We start from the raw sequence: 15795 nt of genomic DNA, 5'->3' as shown, positions 1-15795 counted from the left end.
TCCCCAGTCCCCAGTCCCCAGTCCCCAGTCCCTAACTAAGTCCAATTTCCTAGCAATACGAAGGCTCCCCAGTAGTAAGGTGATTGATAGTCTGGGTTCTTTAAAATTGAAAGTTGGGCAAGTCGGAGGGCTTCGGCTTTGGAGATACCTGTTTCCTTGGCTTTGACTAGTTGATCGTAAAAGTTGCTCATGAGTTTGGCTGTGGCTTCATCGTCAACGCGCCAGAGTGTTGCTACTGTACTGCGTGCGCCGGAACGTACGGCTACGCCTGCTAATCCTAGGGCGGAACGATCATCACCGGCTGCAGTTTCGCAAGCGCTGAGTACTAAGAGTTCCAGGGAGTTGCTGCGGGATACTTCGACTGTTTTTAATACACCACTGAGTTCGTTAACTTTGATTCTGCCATCCCAGGTGAGAATAAAGGTTTCATCGGCTTGAGAACTAAATTGCCCGTGGGTTGCTAAGTGGACAATGGGGAAGGAAACAGCAGCAATTTGAGATTGAAAGGCGGAACTAGTAAATTTTTGGTTAATCAGAACTTCAGAAGGTAGTTCTGATTTGATTTTTTCGACTTCTTGCTCAACATTGGGTAGGGCTTCAAATCCCGAACGCGCTTCACTCAGTCCACCTACTAATGCTCCCAAGCGTTCTTGTTTTAGCGATCGCGGTGCTAATAATTGTAATCCTGGTGTGAGGGCTATGCTGTATTTCTCTACGAGATACTGTTTACCATCATGCAGTGCTGCTATGGGAATGTTCCGCAAAACTCCATCTAGGACAAATACCAATGTCTCTACCTGACTTGCGGCTAAGTCCTCTGCTTCTGGGCGAACTACTAAATCATACATTTTTTGCAGTTGCGGCAGTGTCAGGTCAAGTACTGTATCTTGGTTTAGACTTCTGCGGAGACGAGATGCGCGTTTCTCAATCTCGTCGCGGCTGATAGGAGTTTTATAGTAGCGAAAATCGCGGCTATCTTTGGTTTCGGCTTTGTTTTGGGAGTTGGGTAAGCTGGCAATAATCGCGAGTTGATTTTCTAGAATAATCGGGTAAATGACTGCGGCTTTTCTATCAACTTGATCTATTTGTGCAGGGTTTCCATTCAGACAAGCTTCGCGGAAGAAGTTATCGAGTTCGACTAATTGCAATCCTTCAATGACATCGCGCGCCGTCTTTAAATTATCTTTTTGATTGGATTCTATAAGTAAGGCGACGAGTTGACGGTGAATAGGTTCAACGGCTTCGCGGAAGGAAAATTGCACATCAGGGTTAGCGGCGGCTAAGTCTGCACGCAGAGATTTAATTGTACCGACGGCTTCTTTATAAGCGGCGATCGCACTTTCTGTTTTTCCTTGAGCTTTCAACACTCTACCTAATTGCCATTGCCAACGGTAGGCGATATCGCCAGCGTTGATTTGTTGTCCTAATTGCACTGCTTGTTGAGTTAATTTTTCTGCATCTGCCCACAGTTGTGTTTGTTCGTAAACGTGACCTAAACTACCTATGGCATCAGCTTGTATCCGTACATCGCCTAAATCTTTAGCTTGTTGCACCGCTATCGCCAGCAGTTTAGCGACTTCTTGCCAGTCAATCTGCTCAACCGCTTGCTTTTGCATTTGGATCATTGTTTGCGCCAAATTTACCCGTGATGCGATCGCACTCCGGCTAGCAGGTAATACTGCAATTTGTTGTTGTACCTGTGGTAACAAGGCTGTGGCTGCATCTGGCTGCTTTGTCTCTACTAACAAGCTGAGTTGGTTAACTTGCGCTTGCACCCTTAAATCTGGTATTCCAGACGCGGCGGCTTGTTGGTAGTAATTGAGTGCAGTCTGAGGATCAATCTCAGTCTTGTTCGCTTTATTCAAGCTGATTTGCGCGCGGGTGAGATTACCGAGGCTGATTTGGTTGAGAGTGACGATTTCAGGTAACTTTAACTGCTGTGCGATCGCTAAACTGCGTGACAAAATTAAATTAGCTGGAGCAAAATTCCCCACCACCCGCAACGACTCACCCAAAGTTCTTAACGCCGTTGCTGTTTCTGGTGTTGCAGCTACTTTTTCTATCGCTGGTTTGAGTTGTTCAGTTTTACTACTAGAAATCTGCGGTAACTTTAAAGCTGTTTCCAGTAGAGAAATTGCTTTTTTATAAAGACCTAAATTTTGAAAAGCCTGTGCTTGATTAACTTGACTTGTCAGCACCTTACTTGGTTTCTGCAACTGAGTATATAAAGATGTTGCACCTTCCCAAGATTTCAAAGCTGCTTCCGCTTGACCGCGTGCTAATTGTAACCCACCTTGAATATCTAAAGCTTGAGCCAAAGCCAATGATTTCTCAGCTTTTATCTCTTTAATAGTATTTAAAATAGCAACACTTTCAGTAATTGCCCGGTTCGCATCATCCCACTGTCCCAACTGTTGATAACACAGCGATAGATTACTCAAACTCAAAGCTTGACGGATTGGATCTTTAGCCGCTTGATAACCCTGTGCTGCTTGTTGAAACAACTGTACCGCCTCTGCAAATTGCCCTTTAGCGTATGAATTTCGCGCCTGCTGTTCCACCGATAAACTCGGAACTTGAGCAATATTTGCCACTTGCGCTAACCCTGGCGATGACATGGATAATAAAGCTGCGATCGCCATCAACACCACAAACCTTTTAATCCTTTTCATACTCCTCTTTGCACCTTTGCGCTTTTGCGTGAAATAAAATCTATTTACCTCGAAGTCTGCAGATTTTGTTGATTAAGATTTGGGACACATAGCAGAACTACTCGTAGCAGCAGGTGTTGCTGTTGGCGCTTCGGCAACTAACATAATATTACCGTCAGACGTTTTCACTAACCCTTGCGCCTCAACAATTTGTGAAGAATTCCCCCCATCTTCCTTGACTCGCTTCTCTGCGTCAGTCTCTACAATTCTCTGTAATTTAATATCAGCATTTTCTCCATCCAAACTAGCTAAAGGACTGAGGCTAGTTGTCAAAGCCAGTGGTTGCAAAACATTAGGTGGTAAACTACCGCGTCCAGTGACGACAAAGCTACCCAAAGGTTTTGCGTTGTAGTCTCTAGGGCAAATTTGAGCAAATTGAGTAGTAGCGTCAATTAATCCTGTAGGCAGTTCCAGCAGTTTTTGTGGCGGTTGAATATCTGGCTGAGAAATAGTGATTTGTCCCTGTACGCCTAATTCAGAACTTGCAGTGATATCGCTTTGATTTGTCTGCTGGGGACGTGCTTCAGTTCCAAAAATATTTTGCACATTGATGTTAACATTACCACCTTTACCACTAAAGGCATTGGCGGAGATATCGCTGTTTTCATTAGGTAAAGCGACAATGAAGGGTGAATTGATAGTGATGTTACCGCCATCGCCACCAGCTTGTTGAACGCCTGCTGTAGTTGTTACAAAACCACCGCTGCGTAAAAGTAAGAAATCACGGATATCAAGAGTTATATTGCCACCGTTACCAGCCAAAGTAGCAGCTGTGATCCCTGCTTTATTGGAAATGCGGACATTACCAGCTTTGATATCAATATTTCCAGCATTACCAGTAGCACCAATACCGACTGCACTAAAGATACCGCTTAAACTACTGCGACGCTCGATATTCTCAAGGTTAAGAATATTACCACGACCCGCGCCATCGAGAATTATCGTATCACGGGCTTTAATGGTAATATTACCTGCATCGCCTTTGGCTGAGGTAGTACTACTAATTGCTCCACCAAATACAGACAACGAACCAGTTGTGAGGTTAATCTCACCTCCCTTACCCTCACCTTGATTTTCGAGAGTGGTATAAACTCCACTGGGCAATCCATTGCTGCCAACACCCTCAAAGGTAATACTGTCAACAGCATTAATTGTAATGTTGCCTGCATTGCCATTACCCACACTGCTGGCAATCATTATCCCACCGTTACGTGCTGTCAAGGAGTTAGTTGTTACTTCTATGTCTCCAGCCTTACCAATACCTCCATCAAATAGAATACTCAAAAGACTACTGGAAAATCCATCTCTATCTACACCATCAACAATAACAGCATCATGAGCATTGATAGTGATATTACCTGCATTTCTAAGCGCAGCAGTTAAAAAAGTACCACCATTTGTTAATGAAAATGTTCCAGTATTTACTTGAATTTTGCCGCCATTACCACTTTCTGTTGCATAAGAATTTAAACTACTGCCATTGTCAATCACAACTCTATCAAGAGTATTAATAAAGATGCTGCCAGCATTACCTTGTCCAGCACTAAATGTATCTATTTGTCCACCATTGTTTAACAATAACGCCTTTGCATTGACCTGAATATTACCACCATTACCAATGGCATCAGACAGTACTACACTACCAGCGTTACTCATAAAACCATTGCGGCTTACACCATCAAACGTTACTGTATCACGAGCGTTAATCGTAATATCACCTGCATCTCCTTTCCCACCTGTATTGCTAGAAATTTGTCCACCATTAGTGACTGCAAGTGAACCAGTTGTAATTTGAATCTCTCCGCCCTTGCCTTCACCACTAAATAAGTTACTTTGCAAGCCACTACCAATATCAACAACAGTACCACTAGGTAGAGTAACGTTAGAAATGAAACCATTAACTTCAACAGTATCACTGGCTTCTATGGTAATATTACCTGCCTGTCCTTTTCCTAATATACTGGTGGACATTCGACCACCATTGGTTAAAAACAGCGCTCCAGTTTTTACCTGAATACCACCAGCATCGCCATTATATGCATAAGTAACAGCAGCGCTGTTTAAACCGTTACCATCAAAACCGTCAAAAGTTATGCTATTTTTAGCCTCAAGAAATATATTGCCTCCATTACCTTCACCACCGTTAAAAGCTTGTAGAGTACCGCCGTTTTGGAACAACTGCGTATTTGCACTAATGCGAATGTCACCGCCATTACCAATACCCCTCAAATCAACATTGCTTGAGGCTTGACTATAGATCGAAGTTTCACCAGCAAAACCTGCAAAAGTAACCGTATCGCGGGCGTTGATGGTAATGTTACCTGCATTCCCCTGGCCGCTTGTACTGCTAGATATATCCGCACCATTAGTAACAAAAAGTGAGCCAGTTGTGACGCTAATATCTCCAGCTTTACCAACTCCTCCAGTAAGTAGACTACTACTTAGTCCACTTGTGCTATCAAAGACATTACCATTGACTTCACGAGTTGTTACACCATCAAGTTTGACAGTATCACGGGCTTCGACTGTAATATTACCTGCGTTGCCTTGGCCTAATACATTAGTAGATATGTTACTGCCATTCGTGAACAAAAGTGACCCGGTTTTTACTCGAACATCTGCGCCGTTACCTACTGCATCAGTAAAAACATTACTCATAACACGAGCATTTGTATCAAAGCTGATGGTGTCAAAAGCATCGATGATAATGTTGCCCGCATTCCCTCTTCCTGAAGTACTAGCGCTGATCAAAGCACCGCTTGTCATTGAAAGACTACCAGTTGTTAGCTGAATGTCTCTAGCATTTCCTACACCTGAAGGATTAACAGCACTAATAATGCGGCTAAATATATTGCTATCATTCCCAAACCCATCTAAAGAAATCGTATCACGGGCATTGATGGTGATTTTTCCGCCATTACCTTCTCCCAGAGTTCTGGTGTTGATTTCTGAACCCTCAATTATCGACAGCGAACCAGCTTGAATATCTATGCTACCGCCGTTACCCACCGCACCTGTTTCTACAGAACTATAAATACCAGTAGCATTTTTAAGTAAAACACTATCTTTTGCTTGGATTAAAATATTACCAGCATTACCTTGTCCATAAGTGCTTGCACTAAGTTCACCGTTATTTAGGAAAAGTGAGGCAACATTGATATTGATATTGCCTCCATTTCCTCGCCCAACGGGAAATTCCTGAGAAACTCCACTGACATCTGTTGATAATGTCGCACCATCACTGAGAGTTAGGGAATTGGCTTTGATATGAACACTACCAGCATTACCTACACCTCCACTCGCCACGCTGCTATAAATAGCTGTATCGCTACCTAGAGTTACAGCATCAGATGCTTGTATAAATATATTGCCTGCATCACCTTGCCCAATAGTGCTGACATTAATTATTGCTTCTTTATCTAAGGTCAACAAACCTGTGGTGATATTAACATCACCAGACTTACCAAATGCTCGTTCGCGCACAGAGTTGCTGATAATGCTTTTCTCAGTTACATTTGTTGTCCCTGTGGCATTAATTACCACATCTCCACTTTGACTATTTGCTGTACCTAAACCGATTTCTATGCCGGCACGCAGTTTACTGTCCCCAGTTAAGTTTACATTTCGCCCATTAATTTTGATGTTCCCGCCATCGGCACCCCGGACGTTGACTTCTGCGCCATTGCTGAGAGAAACATCTGCACGTTCTACGCTATCGGGTATCGCTAAACTGGGTAAATTATTAGCAGCAATATTCAATCCTACTGTTGCGGGTGCATTCATAGCCGCTAATTCAATATTGCCACCGTAAGCCCGCAGTCCCCCACCATCAATGTTGATATTTCCACCAATTAGCAATAGATTCTGATTATCTGCGACTCTTAATCCTGTAACATTTTCACCCGCAGGACTGATACCCGCTGCGGCTTGGGATTGATTGGTAATTGGTTTGGGATTTATCTGATTAAACAGCAACGCGGAAGGATTAACAGTTAATAAAGGTGGTGCTTCGGGATTTGTGGCGCTGAAAATTCCTTGATTGCCAAATTGCACAGCATTGGCGGTAGTTCCCACAAACGAACCGCGCACATCTAAGCGCGCATTTTGACCAAATAAAATGCCGTTGGGATTAATTAAAAATAAATTGGCAATCCCATCTACTCCCAATGTGCCGAGAATATTTGAAGCTTGTCCACCCGTCACCCGCGTGAGAATATTTTGCACGCCTGCAGGGTTGCCAAAATATACTCGTTGCCCATCATTAATATTAAACTCGCTAAAACTGTGAAACAGATTGCTACCACGTACAGCACCGCCATCAATTTTGTCTGCATTTGCACCATTAATTAAAACATTGGGTGTGATGCGAGAACTTTCTGCGCCTAAAGTATTATCGGGGTTGATTTGACTGTAGGCTGGGGCGCTGCTGAAGAAGATGAAGCTGCATAATATGAGCTTTGGTTGCCCAATTATCATTGCGAGTATTCGCCAAAAACCATTTTGAAAAGAAGTGCGATCGCATTTAGCTCCCTTTATTCTACGTCGTTTCACTAGCAACTTAGGATCACAATTACCTTGGAGCCAGTTTTGTATCTGATTCATTGCTGATTGCTGGGATTATAGGCTACATAGAACTCACACTATCAGTATTTCTGAGGAGGTGTAACTTATGCAGTAGTCACAATAATTTGCAGAATATTCTTAGTTTCTGCGATCGCACAACAAACGCTGCGATTAAGATCCGGGACATACAGCAGAACTACTAGTAGCCGCAGGTGTTGCTGTTGGCGCTTGGGCAACCAACATAATCTTACCGTCAGCCGTTTTCACAAAACCTTGTGCCTCAATAATTCGCGAAGTATCTGGCAGATTTGCTGTTGGGGATGCATTCGATATATTGCTGAAACTTTCCCCATCCAAACTAGCTAAGGGACTGAGGCTAGTTGTACCTGTTAATGGTTCAAAGGAATTGGGCGGTAAACTACCGCGTCCAGTAATAACAAAGCTACCCAAAGGTTTTGCATTGCGTCCGTTGGGGCAAATTTGGGCAAATTTAGTACTAGCGTCAACTAATCCTGTTGGTAGTTCGATGAGTTTTTGTGGCGGTTGGACTTGTGGTTGAGTGAAGATGATTTGTCCCTGTAAGCCTAATTCCGAACTTGCTGTGATATCACTTTGATTTGTCAGTTGCGGACGGGGTTCGATCCCAAAGATAGCCTGAGTGCTGAGGCTAACATTACCACCTTTACCAGTGAAGGCATTAGCGCTAATGTCGCTGTTCTCGTTGGGTATTGCCACAATAAAAGGTGAATTGATGTTGATGTTACCGCCATTGCCACCAGCCTGTGCCCTACCTGCGGTGGTAGAAATTAAACCGCCACGGCGCAACAGTAATAAATCACCAATTTCGAGAATGATGTCTCCACCGTTACCTGCATTTGTCAAAGATGCGATCGCACTTCCTTGACCATTAATTTCTACAAGATTAGCCTTAATTCTCATATTTCCGGCATCACCATTACCTGTACTGCCGGAAAAAATTTCAGCATCATCACGGACAACAAGGCGATTGGTAGTAATATCTATCTCACCACCTTTACCATTAGCTCTTTCGTCAACGGATGTGATTAAGCCAGTTATCAACTCGCTGTCTGAACCTGTCAGGATAATATTATCAGCTTGTACTGTTAAATTACCCGCGTTGCCATTTCCTTGAGTTCCTGATGATATCTGCGATTGTTCTTGTACATTTAATAGTTGAGTTTTGATGCTGATATTGCCAGCATCGCCTGTAGCAACATTATCTACTTGAGTGATAATGTTGCTACTTCCACCCATATTAATTTGCTTGGCATTAATCGTAATTTTTCCTGCATTACCTTGATTAAAGGTGGTGGCAGAAATTTGTCCTTGATTGCTGAGGTTTAAGCGTCCTGTTGTTACATCAATGTTTCCCCCAGAACCAATGCCTCCAATTTGCAAGTCGGCAAATAAACCTGATGGCGCAAAAGAATTATCAATTCTTTGGGGGCCAAACCCAGAAATATCAATAGCATCAGTGGCACGAACCAGCAAATTACCCCCTTGTCCTCTTCCCAGAAGTACTGAAGTCGATATGTTTGCACCATTACTCAACCGCAACCTTTCTGTATCAATAGTTATCGTGCCACCATTTACATCTACATTACTGCCGTTAACCTCAGAGGAGATTCTACTGATAAAGCTGAAACCACCAAAGCGAGATAAAGTTTCTTGTGCTAACGGCTTAGACAAAACTGCTTGCACAGTAGGGTAATCTAGGCTTATCAACTGTTCCTGAGGTACGAAAACAAACCCATCTAGTTCTAAATCCTTGGCGCGGATAGTAATATCTCCAGGATTACTACTGCTTGTAGAATCAGTGCTGATATTTCCCCCTTGAGTTAGGCTGAGTCTGGGTGTTTGTATCGTGACATTACCTCCATTCCCCTTTGCCTCAAAACCTGTTTGACTTGATACACCACTCAAGTTTAGAAATGTTGCAGAAACACCACCAATCTCTACAGACTCATCAGCTTGGATAAAAATGTTACCTGCATTCGCACTGCTAAAAGTGCTTGTACTAATATAGCCCCCATCTTTGAGACTAACTCGTTGGGTTTCAATGGTAATATCCCCCACGCTTGCTTGAGATGTACTTCCGGGTTGAACACCTGTAAGGATGCTGCCATTAGTCACCTCAACTGCATTCCTAGCTTGAATAGAAATAGAACCCACCGTTCCAGCACTAGTATTTGCTGTGATTCCTCCTTCTGGGGAGGTATTTTGAACTCGCAAAGTGCCAGTTTCAATTCGCAGGTTACCTGTTGAACCTGAACTCAAGCTAGAAAGTCCTAAAATAGCTTTGTCGGTTATATTTACAGCATCTTTTGACCGTACAGTGAAGTTTCCCGCTTTACCTACACCCGCAGATATAACAGAGACAGCACCGCCATTGACATTAACAGACTCAGTAGCATTAAGGTTCAGGTTTCCTCCATTACCTGCACCAGTGGTATTTACTGAGATAAAACTGGTAAGACCGGTATTTTGTAAGATTCCATCTCCGGTAATTGTGATTTTTCCAGCATTGATAGTAACATCGCCACCCGTACCCGTAGCTGAAGGATTGTTAGTGGATAAAATCGAGCTACCGTTAGCAAGAGTAACTGCATCGCTGGCTTGAATTTGAATATCACCCCCGTTCGCTGCACCAGTAATAGCGCTCTGAATTGAAGACTTTTGATCTAAACTCAGTTGTGTTGCATCAATCACAATTGAGCCGCCATTGCTCCCAAACATAAACGAATTGTTGAGCTTAATGTCACCTCCAAATAGTTCACTTTCACTATTGCCAATTGCCAGGATGAAGCTACGATTATTTAAGTTGATGGATTCCCGTTGTAAATTTTCTGGGTAGTTGAAATTTAAGGATGAGTCATTAACATCCAAGCCAACTGTTGTATTTCCCGCCACAGATCCTAGTTTCACTTGTCCATCGAAGGCAAATAATATACCTCCATCCAAGATAATTTCACCGCCTACTAGTGCTAGGGTACTTCCAATAACACCTAAACCGTTAACAGCTTGATTAGTAATACTTGCAGGTTGAGAACCAAACTGCAAACCAATTGGAACATTGATAGCTAATAAAGGTGGTGCTTGGGGATTGGTGGCGCTAAATTCAACTCCATTGGGAAAGACTAAGCTATTGGCTGTAGTTGCTGTAAATGCTCCCCGAATATTTAACTGAGCATTTTGCCCAAATACAATGCCATTGGGATTAATTAAAAATAAATTGGCATTACCATTAACTCCCAATGTGCCCAAAATATTCGAGCCTTGTCCACCTGTCACCCTTGTGAGAATATTTTGTACGCCTGCAGGGTTGCCAAAATACACTCTTTGCCCATCATTAATATTAAACTGAGTAAAACTATGAAACAGATTACTACCACGTACAGCGCCACCATCAATTCTGTCGGCGTTTGCACCATTAATCGGAACATTTGGTGTAATAAGAGAACTTTCTGCCCCTAAAGTATTATCGGGGTTAATTTGACTGTAGGCTGGGGTGCTACTCAGTAGAATGAGGCTGCATAATATGAGCTGTGGTTGCACAGTAATCATTGAGAATATTCGCCAAAAGCCATCTTGAAAGGAAGTGCGATCGCATTTAGCTCGCTTTATTCTACGTCGTTTCACTAGCAACTTATGATCACAATTACGTTGGAGCCAGTTCTGTATCTGATTCATCGTTGATTGATAGCGTTATAGGTTGCATTGCACTTACACTTAAGTATTTCTGGGGAGGTGTAACTTATGCAGGAGTCAGAATAATTTGTAGAAGATTCTTATACCAATTTGCAAAGAAAATGCGACAGATTGTAGGGGCAAGGCACTGCCCATTGGTGTCAACTTAACGTGAAACCCGCTTTGTAGCAAGGTTTTTGCCCTCACCCCCAGCCCCTCTCCCGCAGGGAGAAGGGAGCAAGAGATTTAGTTCCCCTTCTCCTGCGGGAGAAGGGGTTAGGGGATGAGGGCGCGAGGTATTTGTACAACGCCCGCCCTATATCGCTTTAAGCTTAAGTTGACACGTATGGGCACTGCCGTGCCCTCTAGAATATTATTGATGTATCGCAAAAATTATTTGATTTGGTATTAGTTTTTGCGATCGCCATCAACACCACAAACCTTTTAATCTTCCTCATACTCCTCTCTGTGCCTCTGCGTTAAATAAAAAACTTGTGTTCACTGAATTACCGGACACATAGCAGAACTACTAACACCAGCAGGTGTTGCTGTTGGCGCTTCGGCAACCAGCATAATATTACCGTCAGCAGTTTTCACTAAACCTTGCGCCTCAATAATTCGCGAAGTATCTGGCAGATTTGCTGTTGGGGATACATTCGATATATTGCTGAAACTTTCCCCATCCAAACTAGCTAAAGGACTGAGGCTAGTTGTACCTGAAAGTGGTTCAAAGGAATTGGGCGGTAAACTACCGCGTCCAGTCACGACAAAGCTACCCAAAGGTTTTGCATTTGGCCCTCTAGGACAAGTTTGAGCAAATTTTGTAGTCGCATCAACCAATCCTGTTGGTAGTTCAATGAGTTTTTGTGGAGTTTGAACTTGTGGTTGAGTGAAGATGATTTGTCCCTGTACACCTAATTCAGAACTTGCAGTGATATCACTTTGATTTGTCAGTTGCGGACGCGCTGCAATACCAAAGATAGCCTGAGTGGTGATGTTAACATTACCACCTTTACCAGTAAAAGCATTGGCTGAGATGTCGCTGTTTTCATTAGCTACAGAGACAATGAAGGGTGAATTGATGGTGATGTTACCGCCATTACCACCAGCTTGGGCTAAACCTGCGGTGGTGGAGATACTACTATTGCGACGCAATAATAAAAAATCTGAGATGTTGAAGTTTATATTGCCGCCATCTTTGGAATTAGTAACAGCAGCAATCTTGCCATTATTATCAAGCTGAACAAAATCAGAATTGATAAAAATGTCTCCGGCGTTGCCTTCAGCAAAGCTACTAGAACTTACTTGGGCATTATTGGTAATCAATAAATCACGGGCATTTATATCAATATTTCCGCCTTTACCTGTACCAAAAAAGAAGTTTTCTTCCCCTACAGTACTCTGTATTCCACTTTTCAAACCATTGGCATCCACACCATCAAATAACACTTGACCACCTGCGGTAACTTTGACATTTCCAGCATCTCCTTGTCCACTAGTAGATGTTACTGCTTGAGCACCATTCTTGAAAGTAATATTATTAGTAGTATTGATTTGAATATTACCTGACTTTCCTTGACCTACTGTATTAGCGAGTAATTTTGTACCGTCAGCAAATAGGTTAAGAGCTTGAATTTCAATATCACCACCCTGACCAACTCCATTTACTTCTACACCGCTAAATAGGCTGCTACCTAAACTAATATCTGAGCTATTTACATTACCCAATATGTAAATATTTTCTCCTGCTTGCAGTGCAATTTTACCTGCATCTCCTTGACCGTTGGTGGTAGTAGCCAAAATTCCTTTATCAATATTTAAGTTTTCTATTGTCTTAATAGAGATATTACCAGCATTACCTTTTCCTGTAGTTCTGGTTTGTAAAATCCCTCCATCATTTAAAGAGAAATTCTTAGCTTGGATAGCAATATCACTACCATTCCCAATTCCTAATTTATCTACACTCCCAACAATGCCACTTCCACCAGTAATAGAGATATTACCACCTGCTTGCAGAGTAATTTTACCTGCATTGCCTTGCCCTGATGTCAATGTAGCTATAGATGATTCTCCAGCAAAATCAATATTATTTTCTGTGCTAATTGAGATATCACCTGCCAAGCCTTGACCGCCTAAATTGGCAGCAACGATTGTAGAAACAGTATCTAAAGAAAATGCTCCAGTGAGTATATTTATATCTCCACCATTACCGACTGCTGTAGATAAGATGCTGCTGAAAATAGAACTTTTATTTATTAAATTAAGAGAATCTATTGCTTGTACTGAAATTTTGCCTGCATTACCAACTCCCCCTGTAGGAGAAAATAATAGAGAGTTATCTAGCAGAATCGTCTTAACTTTAATATCAATATTTCCACCATTACCTATAGCAGAATCTTCAACATTACTGAAGATTCTGCTGTTAATTAGAGATGCAGTATCTTGAACATCAACAACAATATTGCCTGAGTTTCCTTGACCTAAAGTGGTAGTGAGTAACGCTGAATTATTGAGTAGGAATTTTCCTGTTTGAATATTGATATTACCGCCCTTACCTGTAGAACCGAAAATGTCTCCCAAGAAACCGCTGCTAATTTGTGACGAGAAAGCACTAAATTCTGGGCTAGAAAGAGAAACTGTATCTAATGCTTGGACAAATATGTTCCCTCCATCATTCCCGCTAATAGCATCAGCGTTGATTCTGCCAGCATCTTTTAAGAAGAGATTTTTCGTATTGATCCGAATATTACCACCATTAGCTGTTTCACTTAAAGTAGAACTACTAATGTTACTAGGTAGCCAAGCCTCTTGGATAATTTCTCCATTTTCAGTCACTCTTGTTTGACAAATTACGGAACCAGAGCAGTCAAAAACTAGTCTTTTTCCAAACCCATCAACTGTGACTTTATCCTGTGCGTTAACGATAATATCACCTGCATTTCCTTGCCCACCAGTCGTTGTATTTAAGGTTGCTCCATTAGTTAAAGATAGTGAATCAGTTGTGACTTGAATGTTGCCACCTTTACCTGCATTAGCTGACCTTGATTGGCTGGTAATACCAGTAATTAGCGTACCGACTATACCATCTAATTGAACTGATTCACGGGCATTAATTGTAATATCACCAGTATCACCCAGCCCGAAAATATCATTGCTTATTTGAGAGCCATCACTCAAGGAAAGTATTCTAGTTGTGATGTGAATTTCTCCTCCGTTACCTACTGCTTCTGGAGATGTTGAACTACTGGTAAAACTAGCATTTTCAAAAGTAATGCGATCACGAGCATCAATTGTAATATTTCCTGCATTTCCTTTACCTAAAGTGATACTAGAAATAAAAGTGCCATTCTTCAACTCGAGAGAACCTGTGGTGATTTGAATATCTCCAGCTTTGCCTACACCATCATAATCAACACTACTAATAATTCGTGCTGGTTCATCATTACCAACTCCAACATTTAAATTAATTACTTCTCCCACATTAATACTAATATTTCCTGCATCTCCCTGACCAAAAGCTTTAGTTCTGATTTCAGACGATGCCAGTGATAAAGAACCTGCTTCTATTTTAATGTCGCCACTATTACCAATGGCAGTATTTTCTATACCACCATAAATGACACTAATATTGCTGAGATTTATGTCATTTTTTACTTTCAAAAAAATATTTCCACTGCTTCCTTGTCCGTCGCTGGCCACATTTAATTGACCATTATCAAAAATCAATGAACCTGTATTAATATTGATATCACCCGTTTTACCAAAAGCTTCTTCTAGCAGAATATTGGCGATAAAACTGCCTTCTTTAAGAGTTGTTACTCCCGTTGCATCAATCACAACATCTCCGCCTTGACTGTCTGGCGTACCCAAACCGATATCTATCCCCGCCCGCAATTTACTTTCTCCTGCTAACTCTACATTGCGAGCATGAATCTTGATATTGCCACCATTATCACTGCGGACATTCGCTACTGCGCCATTAGTGAAAGATACATCTGCTCTTTGTACACCAGCCGGCATTGTTAAGCTGAGGTTATCGTCTACAAAATTCAGCCCCACGTCACCTGGTGCAGACAATCCTGCTAACTCAATATTTCCACCAAAAGCCTTAAGTTCTCCGCCATTAATGTTGATATCTCCACCAACCAGCAGCAAACTTTCACCATTTGGGACTCTTAAACCTGTGGCAATTCCACCAGTCGGACTAATACCTGCATTCGCCTTTGATTGAACAGTAATTTTCCCTTGGTTGAGTTGATTAAAAAATAACGCCGAAGGATTAACATTCAACAGTGGCGGTGCTTCTGGGTTAGTGGCGCTAAATATTCCTTGTTCGCCAAATCTTACTCCGTTAGCAGTAGTGGCCACAAATGAACCACGCACATCTAATCTGGCATTTTGCCCAAATACAATACCATTGGGGTTGATGAGAAACAGATTTGCATTACCCAAAACTCCCAAAGTACCGAAAATATTAGAAGCGCTTCCACCAGTCACCCGCGTCAGGATATTTCCTACTCCAGATGGATTTATAAAATATACTCGTTGCCCATCATTAATATTAAACTGGCTAAAACTGTGAAATAAATTAGCACCTCGTTGCGCTCCCCCATCGATAAAATCATAGTTAATACCATTAATGGGAATATTGGGTGTCAAGCGAGAACTTTCTGCGCCTAAAGTGTTGTCGGGTGTGATTTGGGCTGTGGCTGCTGAAAAAAGATGGAAACAAGATTGAAAAAGACAGAAAAAAAGAATGCGTTTGATAAATGCATATTTTTTTTGATGTCTGGCGTTCATAAAAACTTGGTTC

The 15795-nt window shown here is 42.0% G+C and carries 3 protein-coding genes and 1 pseudogene; all 4 read right to left on the bottom strand.

Going from position 1 to position 15795, the window contains the following annotated elements; all coding sequences use genetic code 11:
• Positions 1 to 35 precede the first annotated feature (35 nt).
• The 4 genes and pseudogenes from HG267_RS27090 to HG267_RS27075 all read right to left on the bottom strand — a co-directional run bounded on the left by HG267_RS27090 (position 36) and on the right by HG267_RS27075 (position 15782).
• Positions 36 to 2672 carry a CHAT domain-containing protein gene (locus HG267_RS27090; protein ID WP_045872323.1) on the bottom strand — a complete coding sequence of 879 codons (2637 nt, stop codon included), beginning with the start codon at positions 2670 to 2672 and terminating at the stop codon, positions 36 to 38.
• A gap of 3684 nt (positions 2673 to 6356) precedes the next feature.
• A pseudogene (locus HG267_RS42000) lies at positions 6357 to 7187 on the bottom strand (filamentous hemagglutinin N-terminal domain-containing protein); the annotation flags it as partial.
• A gap of 258 nt (positions 7188 to 7445) precedes the next feature.
• On the bottom strand, positions 7446 to 10934 hold the full coding sequence (locus tag HG267_RS27080; RefSeq protein ID WP_263419982.1) for a filamentous hemagglutinin N-terminal domain-containing protein: 3489 nt from the start codon (positions 10932 to 10934) through the stop codon (positions 7446 to 7448).
• Positions 10935 to 11480: 546 nt separating this feature from the next.
• Positions 11481 to 15782: a filamentous hemagglutinin N-terminal domain-containing protein gene (locus tag HG267_RS27075; protein ID WP_045872321.1), complete on the bottom strand. Its 4302-nt coding sequence runs from the start codon at positions 15780 to 15782 to the stop codon at positions 11481 to 11483.
• Positions 15783 to 15795: the final 13 nt, after the last annotated feature.

The sequence above is a fragment of the Tolypothrix sp. PCC 7601 genome, from assembly GCF_025677855.1.
Classification (GTDB): domain Bacteria; phylum Cyanobacteriota; class Cyanobacteriia; order Cyanobacteriales; family Nostocaceae; genus Aulosira; species Aulosira diplosiphon.
Note: the sequence above shows the minus strand (reverse complement) of the source record. Positions and strands in the feature narration are given on the sequence as shown.

Excerpts from the sequence above, each read along its gene's own strand:
- HG267_RS27090 (WP_045872323.1), bottom strand. The coding sequence starts at position 2,672 with ATGAAAAGGATTAAAAGGTTTGTGGTGTTGATGGCGATCGCAGCTTTA.
- HG267_RS27075 (WP_045872321.1), bottom strand. The coding sequence starts at position 15,782 with ATGAACGCCAGACATCAAAAAAAATATGCATTTATCAAACGCATTCTT.